Origin of the sequence: Sulfurovum sp. TSL1, assembly GCF_019972135.1 — a bacterium.
Taxonomy (GTDB): Bacteria; Campylobacterota; Campylobacteria; order Campylobacterales; family Sulfurovaceae; genus Sulfurovum.
The window spans coordinates 189,912-203,770 of record NZ_BPFI01000002.1; the positions used below are offsets into that span (position 1 = coordinate 189,912).

The 13,859-nt window shown below is 41.6% G+C and carries 13 protein-coding genes; 3 read left to right on the top strand and 10 right to left on the bottom strand.

All coding sequences use genetic code 11. From position 1 onward, the window contains the following. Positions 1–182: 182 nt before the first annotated feature. Both LDM98_RS09850 and rpsF read right to left on the bottom strand, forming a co-directional pair. On the bottom strand, positions 183–680 hold the full coding sequence (locus tag LDM98_RS09850; RefSeq protein WP_223899234.1) for a single-stranded DNA-binding protein: 498 nt from the start codon (positions 678–680) through the stop codon (positions 183–185). Between the two features lie 25 nt (positions 681–705). Continuing rightward, positions 706–1,107, bottom strand: a complete 402-nt coding sequence (rpsF, locus tag LDM98_RS09855) for a 30S ribosomal protein S6 (RefSeq protein WP_223899235.1) — start codon at positions 1,105–1,107, stop codon at positions 706–708. A 227-nt stretch (positions 1,108–1,334) separates the two neighbouring features. Here rpsF and LDM98_RS09860 point away from each other — a divergent pair, with 227 nt between their 5' ends. Both LDM98_RS09860 and LDM98_RS09865 read left to right on the top strand, forming a co-directional pair. After that, positions 1,335–2,060 (top strand): Rieske 2Fe-2S domain-containing protein, encoded by a 726-nt coding sequence (locus LDM98_RS09860; protein WP_223899236.1) that lies wholly within the window; start codon positions 1,335–1,337, stop codon positions 2,058–2,060. 196 nt (positions 2,061–2,256) lie between these two features. Further along, positions 2,257–3,621, top strand: coding sequence for an FAD/NAD(P)-binding oxidoreductase (locus tag LDM98_RS09865; protein WP_223899237.1), 1,365 nt, complete (start codon positions 2,257–2,259; stop codon positions 3,619–3,621). A gap of 153 nt (positions 3,622–3,774) precedes the next feature. On the opposite strand, the gene holA is transcribed toward LDM98_RS09865, so the two are convergent. The 3 genes from holA to htpX all read right to left on the bottom strand — a co-directional run bounded on the left by holA (position 3,775) and on the right by htpX (position 7,619). Next, positions 3,775–4,752, bottom strand: coding sequence for a DNA polymerase III subunit delta (gene holA, locus LDM98_RS09870; protein WP_223899238.1), 978 nt, complete (start codon positions 4,750–4,752; stop codon positions 3,775–3,777). Then, positions 4,752–6,722, bottom strand: coding sequence for a ribonuclease R family protein (locus LDM98_RS09875; protein WP_223899239.1), 1,971 nt, complete (start codon positions 6,720–6,722; stop codon positions 4,752–4,754). Before LDM98_RS09875 ends, holA begins: the two co-directional genes overlap by 1 nt. A gap of 66 nt (positions 6,723–6,788) precedes the next feature. Next, positions 6,789–7,619, bottom strand: a complete 831-nt coding sequence (gene htpX / locus LDM98_RS09880) for a zinc metalloprotease HtpX (protein WP_223899240.1) — start codon at positions 7,617–7,619, stop codon at positions 6,789–6,791. A gap of 92 nt (positions 7,620–7,711) precedes the next feature. On the opposite strand from htpX, the gene LDM98_RS09885 reads away from it, so the two are divergent. After that, the gene (locus LDM98_RS09885; RefSeq protein ID WP_223899241.1) at positions 7,712–8,347 is read left to right on the top strand and encodes a M15 family metallopeptidase; all 636 of its coding nucleotides are present in this window, start codon (positions 7,712–7,714) and stop codon (positions 8,345–8,347) included. Positions 8,348–8,613: 266 nt separating this feature from the next. Here LDM98_RS09885 and LDM98_RS09890 read toward each other — a convergent pair whose 3' ends face one another. From LDM98_RS09890 to LDM98_RS09910, 5 genes are all read right to left on the bottom strand, one after another. Next, entirely contained in the window at positions 8,614–10,335 is a 1,722-nt protein-coding gene (locus LDM98_RS09890; protein WP_223899242.1) for a bifunctional protein-serine/threonine kinase/phosphatase, read from the bottom strand. Between the two features lie 173 nt (positions 10,336–10,508). Then, on the bottom strand, positions 10,509–10,949 hold the full coding sequence (gene cynS, locus LDM98_RS09895; protein WP_223899243.1) for a cyanase: 441 nt from the start codon (positions 10,947–10,949) through the stop codon (positions 10,509–10,511). A 39-nt stretch (positions 10,950–10,988) separates the two neighbouring features. After that, the gene (locus LDM98_RS09900; protein WP_223899244.1) at positions 10,989–11,837 is read right to left on the bottom strand and encodes a formate/nitrite transporter family protein; all 849 of its coding nucleotides are present in this window, start codon (positions 11,835–11,837) and stop codon (positions 10,989–10,991) included. 618 nt (positions 11,838–12,455) lie between these two features. After that, positions 12,456–13,313, bottom strand: a complete 858-nt coding sequence (locus tag LDM98_RS09905; protein WP_223899245.1) for an SPFH domain-containing protein — start codon at positions 13,311–13,313, stop codon at positions 12,456–12,458. 14 nt (positions 13,314–13,327) lie between these two features. Further along, positions 13,328–13,789, bottom strand: coding sequence for an NfeD family protein (locus LDM98_RS09910; RefSeq protein ID WP_223899246.1), 462 nt, complete (start codon positions 13,787–13,789; stop codon positions 13,328–13,330). Positions 13,790–13,859: the final 70 nt, after the last annotated feature.

Sequence of the window (13,859 nt, forward strand, 5' to 3'; positions counted from 1 at the left end):
GAATCTTTCTCCACTAGAAAACAATACTTTTTTAATGTAATAGGGTGTCATATTTATTTCCATTTTTCTTGTTACACATTATAGCATAAAATGGAAAGGAGTTGAAAAAGTGTAAATAACGTATACTTTCCTTGAAATAGGAGATATGATATGAGTTATTTACATTTGCATTTTGTTATATTTTAAAACGGTATTTCATCTTCATTGATGTCAATTTCTGGAATATTTGACGTAGGTTGCGGTGCAGCTTTCGGAGCAGACGGTGCAGGTTGGCTATAGTTGTCATGTGATGGGGTATCATACTCTGATGGTCCACCTTGACCATATCCATTATCACCCATAGGTGCTGCTTCGTCTTTCCCTCCTAGCATTTGAAGGTTTTCCACTGTGACTGAGTGTCTACTTCTTTTGCTTCCATCTTGTGCTGTCCACTGATCTAGTTTCAATCTTCCGTCTACTAAAACTTTGCTACCTTTACGTAAGTACTGATTTGCAATTTCAGCAGTTCTACCAAAAAAAGTAAGGTCTATAAAGAGTACTTCTTCTTTTTGTTCACCAGTTGAAGATTTGAATTTACGTGAAGTTGCGATGGCAGTGTTACCGATAGCACTTCCACTTTGTGTATATTTAATCTCAATATCTCTAGTGAGGTTTCCTGCTAAAATGATCTTGTTGTACATAAGGTGGCTCCTAATCTATAGTTGATTATGCTTCTGTCGCTTCTGCTGTTTCTGTCGCTTCAGGTGCTTTTGTCTCTGCTGCAGCTGTAGTACCTTTGTTCGCTTCTGCTACAAGTTTATCAAACTGTGCGATCTCTTTGTTTTTAGTATACTTCACAGTTAAAAACTTAATGATATCTTCATTGATCTTAAGGTTTCTCTCAAGCTCTTGGATCGTTGCACCTGCTGCTTTATAGAAAAGAACAGTATAGTAACCTCTGTTATGTTTTTCTACTTGGTATGCAAGTTTTCTCATACCCATGTCATTGGTAGCAACTAGCTCGGCACCTTCTTTAGCAAGAACATCTTTTACTTTCGCAATTTGTGCTGCAATCTCTTCTTCTGTAAGTGTAGGTTTGACTACAAACAGTGTTTCATAACAAGTCATATTGTTTCCTTTTGGTTTAATAGCCCATGTATACAGCTGTATCATTCACTGATGTGAAGAGAGCTGTCCAAAAATGAGCAAGAATTTTGGAAGCGATAGTTTACTATATTATTTCTTAGCTGCACATTAGAGCGTTATTTTCATCTTTTTTAGGCACAGTAAACGTAAGGTTAATAAGTTTTTTTGTATGATGTAATAAAGTAAATTTATTATACAAGGTAGACATCATGGAAAGAAGAAATTTTTTAAGGTTATCAGCTACGTCAGCTCTGGCAGTGGCCATTGCTCCATCATTGATTACTCAAAGACTTTATGCCGAAGACGGAAGTCTGTTTCAACCTTTTGAAAAAGTACGACTGAAAGACGCTGAAGGAAATCCTATCAAAGCCTCTGCATTGGTAGTTGAGGAAAATTATGTATTCAATTATCCGTATGTGGGGACACCGGCTATCATGGTCAATCTTACTTCACCGGCAGAAAAAGATATTGAACTCACAGCAGAAGATGGTACGAAATATATCTATAGAGGAGGCGTAGGTGAGAAGGGTACGATCGTTGCCTATTCTGCTATCTGTCCCCATCAGTTGACACATCCTCAGCCTGAGATGAGTATGTTCCATTATATTGAGGAAAAAGGTACAACAAAAGCTTACAAGGGTGGTTCATTTGTATGTATGTCACATTTGTCGAGATTTGAACCTAAACAAGGGGGGAAAGTCGTAGGCGGACCGGCTGCTCAAGGTTTGGCATCTATTATTTTGGAAGTGGATGCAGAAGATAACATCTGGGCAGTTGCAGTATTGGGTCCGGTGAAGTTCCAGGATTACTTTGATGCATTTAAAGACGAGTTTCAAAAGTTCTACGGGAACAGAAGAAAAGCGAAAAAACTTACAAAAGAAGAAGCAAAAGTACAGCCACTCAAAAATTTTTCTGCTGACATCATCCGACTGTAAACGCAAGCTATAAGAGGAGGATACACAACATCATATTTATCGTTGTGGGATCCAAATTTGAATGTAGTTTTTTGTTATGTCTTCAAAATTATTCATTATCATCTTCAAAATAGTTGAATTAAAGTAAAAATTTGTCATAATGGAAACACTTTACGTTAGGTAAAGTGTTTAAAATACCATTCTAAGAGGAGACATTATGGCAATGAATAGAAGAGATACGTTTAAGCTTGCCGGTGTTGCTGCAGCTGTTGCAGCGATGCCGAGTATGGCAGTAGCAAGCGAGAAAAAAGCAGCCGCAAAAAAGACAACGGGTAAATCGGTTGTGATCGTAGGTGGAGGTTTTGGGGGATTGACTATAGCCAAAGCACTGAGAAAGAAAGATGAAAATATTGAAGTAACCGTGATCGAAAAAAACAATATCTTCATGGCTTGTCCTTTTTCCAATACACTGCTTGGCGGTCTGGATGGGGTAAGTTTAGACACTTTGGTAGGTGACTATTATCAGCCGGCTGCGAAGTATGCGTATAATTTTGTGCATGCGACAGTAACGGATATCGATAGAAAATCAAAAACGGTTGCAACGACTACTGGTGATATCGCTTATGATATTCTTGTCCTTTCTCCGGGTATCGCCTATGATTATGAAAAGCAATTCCCCGCCTGGTCAGCAGAAAAAATCGCAGAAGTATCACAAGCTTGTCCGGCTGCCTTGATGCCAGGTAATGAACACATTGCACTGAAACGTCAACTTGAGAATATGGATGATGGCAATGTGATCATCGTACCGCCGGCAAGTGGGAAATACAGATGTCCTCCGGCACCGTATGAGAGAACAGCGATGTTAGCGAATTATATGAAGAATGAAGGTATAGAAGGGAAAGTGATCGTACTGGATACAAGAAACGGTAATTTTGCCAAAGGTAAGGCATTTCAGGAGTCTTGGAACGATCTATTCCCGGATATCATTGAGTACCATGGGTTAACTGAGGTCATTGATGTCGATACAGCTAAAAAAACAATTACATACAAAGTGTTTGAGGATGAAGTTGATGAACAAGGTGTAACAAAGACGGAGAAATATGAAGTGTGTAACCTTATACCTATTAACAAATGTTCCCCTGTCGTTGCCATGGCCGGCATTGAAGTAGATGGCGCAGGATTTGCTATGATGGACGGGTATAGCTTCAGATCTAAAACGGATTCAAACATTTACGTGGTCGGAGATGCTGTAAGTCATGCGATCCCAGCAAGTGGACAGACAGCTATCTGGACAGCCCACAGAGCAGCAGGGCAGATCTCAGATCAACTGAACTCTAGGGTAAATGATCCTAAAGAAGGCCTTCCGGCTAAAGCGGCCAATGTATGTTACTCAATGGTAGGAAGCAAACCGGAAGAAGCGATCATGGTTACACATACGTTCACAGCCGATGAAAGTGGTAAACTGCTAGGTACAGGTAATGTTCCTAAGCCAAATGACGGTGGCGGTAAATTCCGTTCTAAAGGTACCGCAAAAGCCACCAGAGAGTGGTTTGGCGGTGTCATGAGAGAACTCTTCTCTTAATAGGTCATCTTTGTAATGATTTGCATTCATCTTTGAGAGATGAGTGCAGTCAGCTACCGATGTAGCTTCTTTTACTCAAACCCTCAAATCTAAATACAACTTATTAAAAATCTTAACCTATTAAATTTTTTCAAAATTAAACAAAAAATAACTTTACAGATATCCCTGCAGTTTGATCAGCATACTGTAGACCAATACCTCTTTTTGTGTAGCCGGTGCTTTTTTGATGAGTATTTCACTCTCCAGTAAATGTTCAAATATTTTCAGCAATGCCGCTGATTTGACACGCAAGGCCAACTGTGCTTTTTGTTCTTCTATCTGTTTGGGTAGTTTATAGCCCAGTATTGCTGCTGAATCTACATGTCCATGGAGTTTGATATAGGCATGAAAGAGGAAGATCTGATTGACAAAATATTGTGTGGAGCGAAGCAGTGAAGCTTCATCTTCTCCCAACTCAAGCAGTTTGGTAATGGTTGCCGTAATAGGTTTTTTGTTAAAAAGGTCTATGAGCAGCTGTTCTGTTGCCAGAGGTGCAGTAGAGTAGACAAGTCTGTCAATGTCTTTACTTGTCACTTTGATGCCCAGAATGGCAAGCTTATCCAGTTCATTGGCACAAAGTGCCAAGTTGTTATTGAGTATGAGCATAAGGTGCTGCAGGGCATAGTGGTCAATGTCAAGCTGTATCTGCTGGGCTTTTTGCTGCAGCATCGCGATACCGTCACGTATGTTCGGTTCGAAGAATCGTACCCATACCCCGCCTTTTTTCTCACTGAAGGCCGACTGCATACTCTTTGCATCTTTGGGAGCGCCTGTATACGCGTAAAGGAAGTAGTTGTCTTCACTTTTGTTGGCAAGTTCTATGAGGGTATCAAGTTCTTTTTTGGGTATTTTTTTATCATGTTTGACCACGACCAGATTCGTTCCTCCGAACAGAGAGGTTTGGGAGAGAAAGTTCTTTGCCTGTTCAAAGTCCCATTCGTCGTGGTAGAGTGTGAGCATACTCTCTTTGGCATCGGTTTTTTTAATATAGAGATCAATGTAATGGTCTATGAGGTAGTCATTTTCACCATAGAACAAGACAGCCTTCGGAAAAGCCTGCTTGAGTTTCTGGTCAAATTCCCTTTGGTACATTACACTAATTCCATTTCATCTTTACTCAGTTTTTCAACAAATTCGACCATGATGATGGCCTGTGGGATATTGACTTCATTGATCTTGACTCTTATTTTATCAAAAAGCATCACATTGTCACCCCTGAGATGTACGGTGACCCCTTTGATCTCGCCTAAGAGCACTGCTTTGGCACTCTCTTCCGCTTCGACAACCTCCGCTTCGAAGATCTCCCCCATGTGTGTGGCTGCCCAACGTGCGAATTTTCGGTCTCTAAAGTCCCATTCTGCCTTGGTCGCTTCTCTTTCAAGATCACTGACCCTTGCACAGAGCGGCTCGATGTTTCTTAACAGATAGCTTGCCTCTTCCGGTTCATCAAATAGTTGTGTTTTGATAAGACGGTGCAGAATCAGGTCAGAGTATCTACGTATCGGTGAGGTAAAGTGACTGTAGTGACTAAAGCCCAGTCCAAAATGTCCTACATTGTATGCTGCGTAACTTGCACGTTTCAAGGATTTGATGATCATTGAGTCCACTTCTGCTGAAAGACCCATTTTGGCTGCTTCTTTTTGTATGGCACGTATAAGCGAAGGTGAGTCTTCATACTCTTCAACATAAAGACCGATAGATGCCAGTTCACTCAGTAAATCTTCTATCTTGAGGAGTTGTGGTGGTTCATGTATCCGGAAGATGCTGTCACCTTCACCTGTAAAACGTTTGGCAGCTGCCTGGTTGGCTAAAAGCATACACTCTTCTATAAGTGAATGTGACGGTGTGCCTGTTTCTATCTCTGTACTGACCAGCAGATGTGAAGCATCTATCGTGAGCTTGGTCTCTTCGGACCTAAAGTCAAAACCGTGTTTGAGTCTTTCCTTATGCAATCTGACGGTGATTTTCTGTAAAGGGAGCAGCCATGTCAAGATCTGGGCTACGGTATCAGTGACACCCCCCGTCCCATGTTCCAATATCTCATCGATATTGTCATAATTAAAACGGTGCTTTGAGTGGATGATCGCTTCAAAGAACTCTTCTTTTAACGGTTTTAGGGTGGCCCTGTCCAATGCTATCTTCGATACAAAGGCAAGCCTGTCGACTTTAGGTTTGAGGGAACAGATATTTTCACTGAGTTCACGAGGAAGCATGGGAAAAGATTTGTGTGGCAGGTACGTGGTGAAACCTCTTTTTTTTGCCTCTTTGTCAATGTTGCTAAAGAAAGGCACATAATGGCTGACATCTGCTATGGCAACATAAAGTGTATAGGTTTCCATATCAAAATAGATAGCATCATCAAAATCTTTTGCAGTCACCGGGTCAATGGTACAGAAATCAAGATGCGTGAGATCCACACGGTCAGGATGCTCCTCCTTGGTGACTTCCACTTCAACCTTCAGCGCATCCGTAACACACTCTGGCGGGAATTCATCTTCACGTTCATAGAGTGCAAGAGAGATCTTTTCATCGACTTTAGGGTCATCCAAAGTTCCCATGACTTCAAGGACTTTATCATTATCGACATCTACTTTCAATACAGTGCCCAGTTTAAATGCCTTGAGGTCCATACCCTCCATCACGGCATGTGTGGGTTCCCCGGTACGGATGTTGAGGATAAGGAAATTACCCGATTCGTCTCTATGGGTATAAGCGATAGTGAAAAGATAGGCTTTTTCTATAACAAGCTGTACTTTACCACTGGCACGTCCGCGTCTGGCGATGATGCGCTTGGCAACGACTACATCTCCATGCTTTGCACCCCGAAGATCATCAGGTTCTATCAGCAGGTCTCTTTGCTCTTTAAACTCTGCTTCCACATACCCTTTGCCATCTTTACCTATATAGAGTCTTCCCACACGATAGATGGACTTCAGTTTCCAAAGTCCGTCCACCTCTTCTACGGCACCCAATTGCTGGAGCGCCTGAAAACTGTTCTGGTCTTCTTGTTCGATGTCTGAAATGAGGCATCCGTTGATAAGTTGTATAGCAAATGGGGACATGGTCAAAACTCTCTTAAATGGTCTGTAAAGTAAACGGTTCTGTCACTTTCATTAAGAGTTATTATATTACTTTAACGCTTCAAGTCTCTCTATCCTCTGTTCCGTACTTGGGTGTGTACTAAAGAGTTGTTTGAGTGACATATCTTTCCCTGTAAAAGGATTGATGATGAACATATGTGCTGTTTGCGGGTCTGCATCATGCATCATAGTGCCTCTGGCATAGTTATCCAGTTTAGCCAAAGCACTCTGCAGCCACTCTGGGTGACCTGTCATTCTGGCTGCGCCTGCATCTGCCATAAATTCACGGTTACGGCTTACGGTCATCTGTATCACTGTGGCAGCAAGCGGCATGATGATCATCAATGCGATCATCACAAGAGGGTTCGTAGGTCTGTCCCGGTCCCCGCCAAAGAATAGACCAAACTGTGCCAGCATCGCTATGGCTCCGGCAATGGTCGCTGCAACGGTCCCTATAAGCATATCGTAGTGTTTGATGTGACTGAGTTCATGGGCGATCACGGCTTCCACTTCTTCTTCTGTCATCAGATCTAAAAGCCCTTCAGTGACAGCCACGGCAGCATGGTCATAGTCTCTACCTGTGGCAAATGCATTAGGTTGTGCTTCAGGAATGATGTAGAGTGCAGGCATCGGTAAATTTGCACGATGCGTGAGTCTCTCTACAATGGTATAGAGTCCTGTGGCAGAGTGTTGGTCTACAGGTATGGCATGGTAATGTTTCAATACCTGTGTATCACTATAATAGTAGGCATAAAAGTTCATACCCGCTGCGACAAGGAATGCGATGATCATCCCGGTCTGTCCTCCTATCATCCCCCCAAACCAGATAAATAGCAGAGTAAGACCCGTCATTAGGGCATAGGTTTTAAATTGTTCCATGGTGTTCTATCCTTAAAATAGTTATTTTTATTATAAATATACCATATAGGTACAAACCGAAGGTAAATCATACAATACGTTATAATAAAAATATGGTAAGAATATTTTATACAATACTCACTGTCACTGTAGCAACCTTCGCCGGATTTGAATCTCAGGTTTCACAGATCACGCCTCAGATCGAACAAAGAATGGTAGAGGGTGACTCATGGAGAACAGGTTGTCCTGTACCCTTAAGAGACCTGCGTTATTTACGCATCACACATATCAACTTCAATGGCGAAGAGCAGATGGGTGAACTCATCGTGCATAAAGAGGTCTCTGCTGAGGTGACAGAGATATTTGAAGCACTTTACAAAGCAGGGTATCCTATCAACAAAATGCGATTGGTGAGTGACTATAAAGGGAGTGACTGGCAATCCATAGAGTCAGACAATACTTCAGCATTTAATTGCCGGGCTGCAACCGGGAGTAAAAAATGGTCCAAACACTCTTACGGAAAAGCCATCGATATCAACCCGATAGAGAATCCGTATATTTCAAGAAAAGGGCATATCTCCCATAAAGCCTCTGAAATCTATAGGAAAAGGGTGCATCAAAAGTCTACCTACGAAGATAGAGCGGTGTTGTTGAACAGTGATAAAGCCGTTCTGCTATTTAAAAAATATGGCTGGGAGTGGGGCGGCGACTGGTCCGATGTGAAAGACTATCAGCACTTTTCAAAATAAGTTGTTGATATCTCCCTTATAAAATATGCTATACATTGCACATTTTATAAGATTTTGAGAAAAGTAACTTTTAAGACTTTGGACAAGATTAAAGGAAGTATGCAGACAATGATGAATGATACACTTTAAAATTTAAAAGTTACTAGAAAACCAGAAGTATAAATAAAAAGGAGGACAAGATTCCTTCACAGTTTTCATGTGATTATTATAGTCTTAATTTAAACAATGGTTTTGAATCAACTGTATAAAAAATAACCATTTTGATCTCATCGATTTAACAATAGCACAATGATGACGGATAGCACTAAAGAGACCATCTTCCAGAAAAGTACGGGGTTACGTTCCAAGAGTGGCGGTCTGGATTTATTCAAAAAGACTTTATTGGGATGGCGCAGGTCAAATAAAAATTCAGACAATTCTCCATATCGTTTGTATGGGGTGGGTTCCAGTGCTTTTTTCAAGGCTTCATCGATCCACAGTGGTACCTCATGGGTATCAGAATGTAAGTGCTTGTATTTCAGTTTTTTTTGCGACTTTTTGGTTGTCGATTTGGCTACCTGTGTACCATAAGGAAGTTTGCCTGAGAGCATTTGGTAGATGATCACTGCCAGTGAAAAAAGATCTGATCTTGTGGTACCGACTTCTCCAAGAAAATATTCCGGTGCAGTGTATGGTGCCGTTCCCAGTATATTCTCCTGTTCCATATAGGCATTGCTTTCCACGATCCCTTTGATCCTGGTCGAACCAAAATCAATGATCTTCACCGTGCCTGTGCTGTCGATCATGATATTATCGGGTCTCAGATCTTGATGTATCATCTCCTGGCGATGCATGGCCAGCAGGCCTTTGGCTATCTGTTCCGCTATTTCACGGACGGTTTCTATAGTGGGGGTCGGGTTATCGATCATCCACTGTGTCAGGGTCTGGCCCTCAATGAATTCTGTCACATTATAAATATAATTACGTTGACGCGTCTGCAGATAGGACTTGACCAGATGCGCATTGTTCATACGTATGGCGATCCACTCTTCAAGCAATAATCGTTCGAGATACGCCTTGTCTTCGCTGAGGTCGATGGAAGGCGTTTTGAGAACCACAGAGGTATCCGTTTCAGTATCCACAGCCAGATAGACATGACTTCTGCTGCTGGCACTCAACTCACGGATGATCTTGTACCCATCGAACATCATACGTGCTTCAAGTAGGGGCGGCAGGGGTTTTTCGCTCAGTTGTTTTTGGATCTCATTGGCACCTTTATCGGGCAGTGTCTCCACTTTGACAAGCTGAATGGTCAAATTGTCATCACTCTCATTTTCATACGCCGTTTCTACAATGCGTTGTGCAGCAGCATTCAGATCTCTATGGTATGCCTCTATGATACTGATCATAAGAGCAGAACTGACATATTCATACACACCATCTGTCATAAATAAAAAAATGTCATCGACTTCGACGGGTAAAGCATCGTAATCGATCTTTAGGTCTGAATCCACACCCAGGGCACGACCAAGATAACTTTTTTCCTGTGTGATCCACATACGGTGGTCTTCGGTCAACTGCTCCATCTTGTCATTTCTCAATCGATAGATACGTGCATCCCCCACATGGAAAATATGGGCTGTTGTTGACCTGATCACCATCGCACTGAAAGTACAGACATAGCCTTTATCGGCATCATAGCAATACTGGCTTTGTCTTGTCTGCGCATAGAGCCAAGCGTTCGTCGCAGTGATCACGCGTTGGGCAGACTTTTGCACAGACCAGGATTCAGGTGTGCTGAAATAATCCATGAGAAATGAGGTGACCGCTGTTTTGCTTGCGGTTTGACTGACTTCACTGCTGCTGATCCCATCAGCCAGAGCAATGGCTATGCCTTTGTTGGTCAATTGGGGTTCTTGAGGTACACAGATATCATGAAAATCCTGATTGACCTCTTTGCGTCCTTTAGTGGAATATTCGCCAATAGATATGGTTACTTGCTTGTCCATAGTGTTCAGTAGCCTTCTTGAGCCTATACTTTTTATGCAGTCAGATTCAATGTTAAAAGTGTTTAATTAAAAGCTTTTCAAGTAAAAAACGCCCTTAATTCAAAACTTGACGATCTTCTCTGTGATGGTAGTGAAAGATCAAGACCAGTCGGACTTAATCTTTGATCACTACACTACCATGATTTATATGGCAGGAATTTACCATTCATCGTGATCACAACCCTGTCACCCAATGTATTTTTTTCTTTGTCGATATCCAAAGAGAAATCAATGGCACTCATGATACCATCTCCGAACTTTTCACCCACGATCTCTTTGATCGTTTCACCATACACACCGACCACTTCATACAGACGATAGACAAGAGGATCTTGAGGTATCGTAAAATCCCAGGTTTTGTTAGGATATTCCTGTAAAGTGACAGCCACTTCTTCATCTAAACCGAGTACCTCACACAGTTTTTCTGCAGGTTCTTTTTTGAGGCTGTTCATTCCCAAACACGCTGAAGTAACGAATGTGGCCGAGAGACCCACTTTCTCAGCCAATGCTTCCCAACTCATCTTGGCACTTTTTCTTGCCAGGATGATCGCTTCCGTCATTTCTATTTTTTTCATATCTATATATCCTTTTTGATAGTCTTCTTACCCTTCAACTTATGCAGCTGAAGGGTTTTTTGATTTGTATGAAGCATTGTTCAGTTCACGTTTTGCTCCAGTTTTGATGTGTGTTGCATACAGTGTTAGACCTGTAAAGAGAAGACCGCCTGTTAGGTTACCCAGTGCAACCGGAACCTCATTCCAAAGAAGATAGTCTACGACTGTAAAGTCACCACCCATGATCAAAGAGAACGGGAAAAGGAACATGTTAACGATCGAGTGTTCAAAGCCCATAAAGAAGAACAGCATGATCGGCATCCACATAGCGATCGCTTTACCACTCACTGTTGTAGAGATCATTGCACCCACGACACCCATGGCCACCATCCAGTTACAAAGCATTCCACGGATGAATACCGTAAACCAACCAGAAATACCGTGTGCCTGATACCCCAGTGTTCTGGCTTCACCGATACCTGCAACTTTTTGAGCGATAGCACCACCATCCGTATCAAAACCGAATGTAAAGATGAACGCCATCATAATTGCTACCGTTAATGCACCTAGTAGGTTACCAAGTCCCACTAGACCCCAGTTTCTAAGTATCTGACCTACAGTCACTCCCGGTCGTTTATCGATCCATGCCAATGGCACCAATACAAATACACCTGTCAAGAGATCAAAGCTCATTAAGTAGAGCATAATAAATCCGACAGGGAAGAACGCTGCACCCACAAGACCTGAACCTGTTTTCATCGCAACAGTAATTGCAAATACAGCCGCTAGTGCTAAAATTGCTCCCGCCATGTAAGCACGGATCAGTGTATCTTTTGTAGACATATAGACTTTTGATTCTCCAGAATCAACCATTTTTTTCACAAATTCTGTAGGGGCTAAATAAGACATGATTTACTCCATGTTGTGATCAGTAGTTTTGACATTTTCATTCCTTTTTTTCATTCATAATAGTGTTACAGGCAAAATGATTACCCTATAACTTGATTGCCTCTGGATGATAGACATAATCATCACTCCTTTGTCCAGCAGGATATAACATTTATTAGCGTTATATGTTTTGCTTATGAGTAGTATAATGTAGTTTTGAGTGAATAGTGTTCATCTTATTGTATAAAAAATAATCATTTGAATTCAAGAAGCTTCTGATAGGCAGAGACAAACGTATCAAATATATTGATTTATAAGGTCATACAATGATATGCAAAACCGGTAACCTATAAAAACCTAGACTTCTGTAGAGTTATATTTATCCATGCATAGAGACAAAATCAAGAAAGAAAATGAAATTTAAAATATGATGTATTGGTTTGATAGGGGTCGTGATGACCGTGTGAGTAAATGAAGCAGCACGCTCACTCTCTAACACTCATACTTGCATTAGACTCAGTATCAGTGTTAGCGTGGCGAAATTTTAGAATAACGTACAAGAGCTAGCGAAAGATTCTATGTTAAGCTCCATCAATATATCCTTGACATAAGGTTTTTATGTTATCTGGCACAAGTCAGTTACTTTTTAAAGACATTCCCCAACATACCTTTAATCGCACCTTGCAGATCGGCAGGGTAAATCACAAATTTTGAATTGTCACTTTTACTGATCTGTTCTAAAGAACTGATATATCTGTCACCCAGCAAGAACATGGCAGGAAGTTCCTGATCCTTTATGTTTTCGCTTATCATACGGATAGCTTCTGCTGAAGCATTTGCCAGTGCAACCTGCGCTTGTGCTTCTCTTTTAGCCGCTTCTAGTTTACCGTCTGCTTCTAAGATGGCAGCATTTTTGTTACCTTCAGCGGTGGTCTCTATGGCACGTCTTTCTCTCTCTGCTGCTGCCTGTCTCTCCATGGAGGCCTGCATAGAAGCACTGGGATTAATGTCTTGTATCTCAACAGATTTGACTGTGACACCCCAGTCGGCAACATCATCAATAATGGAGTCTTTGAGTTTAGCTTTAATGTGTTCACGGTTTGAGAGTGCATCATCAAGGCTCATCTCTCCAAGTATAGAACGTAAGGTGGTCATGACAAGCTGCTGTATGGCAACCCTAAAATCCTCTATACCGTAAATGGCATCTCTAGGATTGGTCACACGAGCAAATGTGACAGCATTGGTGTGGATGACTGCATTGTCTTTGGTGATGACCTCTTGTTCAGGAATGTCCAAAATAAGGTCCCTCGTAGAGACACGCTCTCTTACGGATTCAAGATAAGGGATAATAATGTTGAGACCCGGGGTAAGTGTTCGCGTAAATTTACCTAGTCTCTCTACTACCCACTCTTCTCCCTGAGGAACGATATTGATCCCTTTGTAGAGCGTAACGATCACCGCAATGACGAGTATAATAACGATATTTAACATTTCCATTCTTTTTCCTTGAGTTAGTTTGTAGTGATAGGCTCAACTTCTATGAGCTGTCCACTGATCTGTACGATCTTCACACGTGTACCTTGGTCTATATCTACTTTAGAGATCGCATGCCAGGAAGTGTTTCCCAGCACAGGTGTGTCAAAAGTGACTTTTCCTCTGCTGTGTGGTTGTATATCTTCCATCACCACACCCAAGGTATCGAGTCTGTAGTTCGACTGTCCGCTCTCCGTCACAGGCTCTTCTCTGAACCACTTGAACCATACAGCAATGACAACTATGGAGAGTATCATCCAAATGGTGAGTTCCATGGTAAAAGAGGTGTCTAAAAACGTGTCCAGTATACCTACGATAATGGCAGCAATTCCCAGTCCAAGGACAAAAAATGTCCCCATACTCATATCCCAAATAAGCAGTGCCACACCAAAAACGATCCAATGCCACCACAAAACAGTTTCGTTGAGAAATTCGATCAAATTTACTCCTTTCCAATATAAAGATTTATTATAGCATAAAAGACAAATGTGGTTAAAATTTTTGATAATA

Coding starts and splice junctions, on each gene's coding strand:
- LDM98_RS09850 (WP_223899234.1), bottom strand. CDS start 680: ATGTACAACAAGATCATTTTAGCAGGAAACCTCACTAGAGATATTGAG.
- rpsF (WP_223899235.1), bottom strand. CDS start 1,107: ATGACTTGTTATGAAACACTGTTTGTAGTCAAACCTACACTTACAGAA.
- LDM98_RS09860 (WP_223899236.1), top strand. CDS start 1,335: ATGGAAAGAAGAAATTTTTTAAGGTTATCAGCTACGTCAGCTCTGGCA.
- LDM98_RS09865 (WP_223899237.1), top strand. CDS start 2,257: ATGGCAATGAATAGAAGAGATACGTTTAAGCTTGCCGGTGTTGCTGCA.
- holA (WP_223899238.1), bottom strand. CDS start 4,752: ATGTACCAAAGGGAATTTGACCAGAAACTCAAGCAGGCTTTTCCGAAG.
- LDM98_RS09875 (WP_223899239.1), bottom strand. CDS start 6,722: ATGTCCCCATTTGCTATACAACTTATCAACGGATGCCTCATTTCAGAC.
- htpX (WP_223899240.1), bottom strand. CDS start 7,619: ATGGAACAATTTAAAACCTATGCCCTAATGACGGGTCTTACTCTGCTA.
- LDM98_RS09885 (WP_223899241.1), top strand. CDS start 7,712: ATGGTAAGAATATTTTATACAATACTCACTGTCACTGTAGCAACCTTC.
- LDM98_RS09890 (WP_223899242.1), bottom strand. CDS start 10,335: ATGGACAAGCAAGTAACCATATCTATTGGCGAATATTCCACTAAAGGA.
- cynS (WP_223899243.1), bottom strand. CDS start 10,949: ATGAAAAAAATAGAAATGACGGAAGCGATCATCCTGGCAAGAAAAAGT.
- LDM98_RS09900 (WP_223899244.1), bottom strand. CDS start 11,837: ATGTCTTATTTAGCCCCTACAGAATTTGTGAAAAAAATGGTTGATTCT.
- LDM98_RS09905 (WP_223899245.1), bottom strand. CDS start 13,313: ATGGAAATGTTAAATATCGTTATTATACTCGTCATTGCGGTGATCGTT.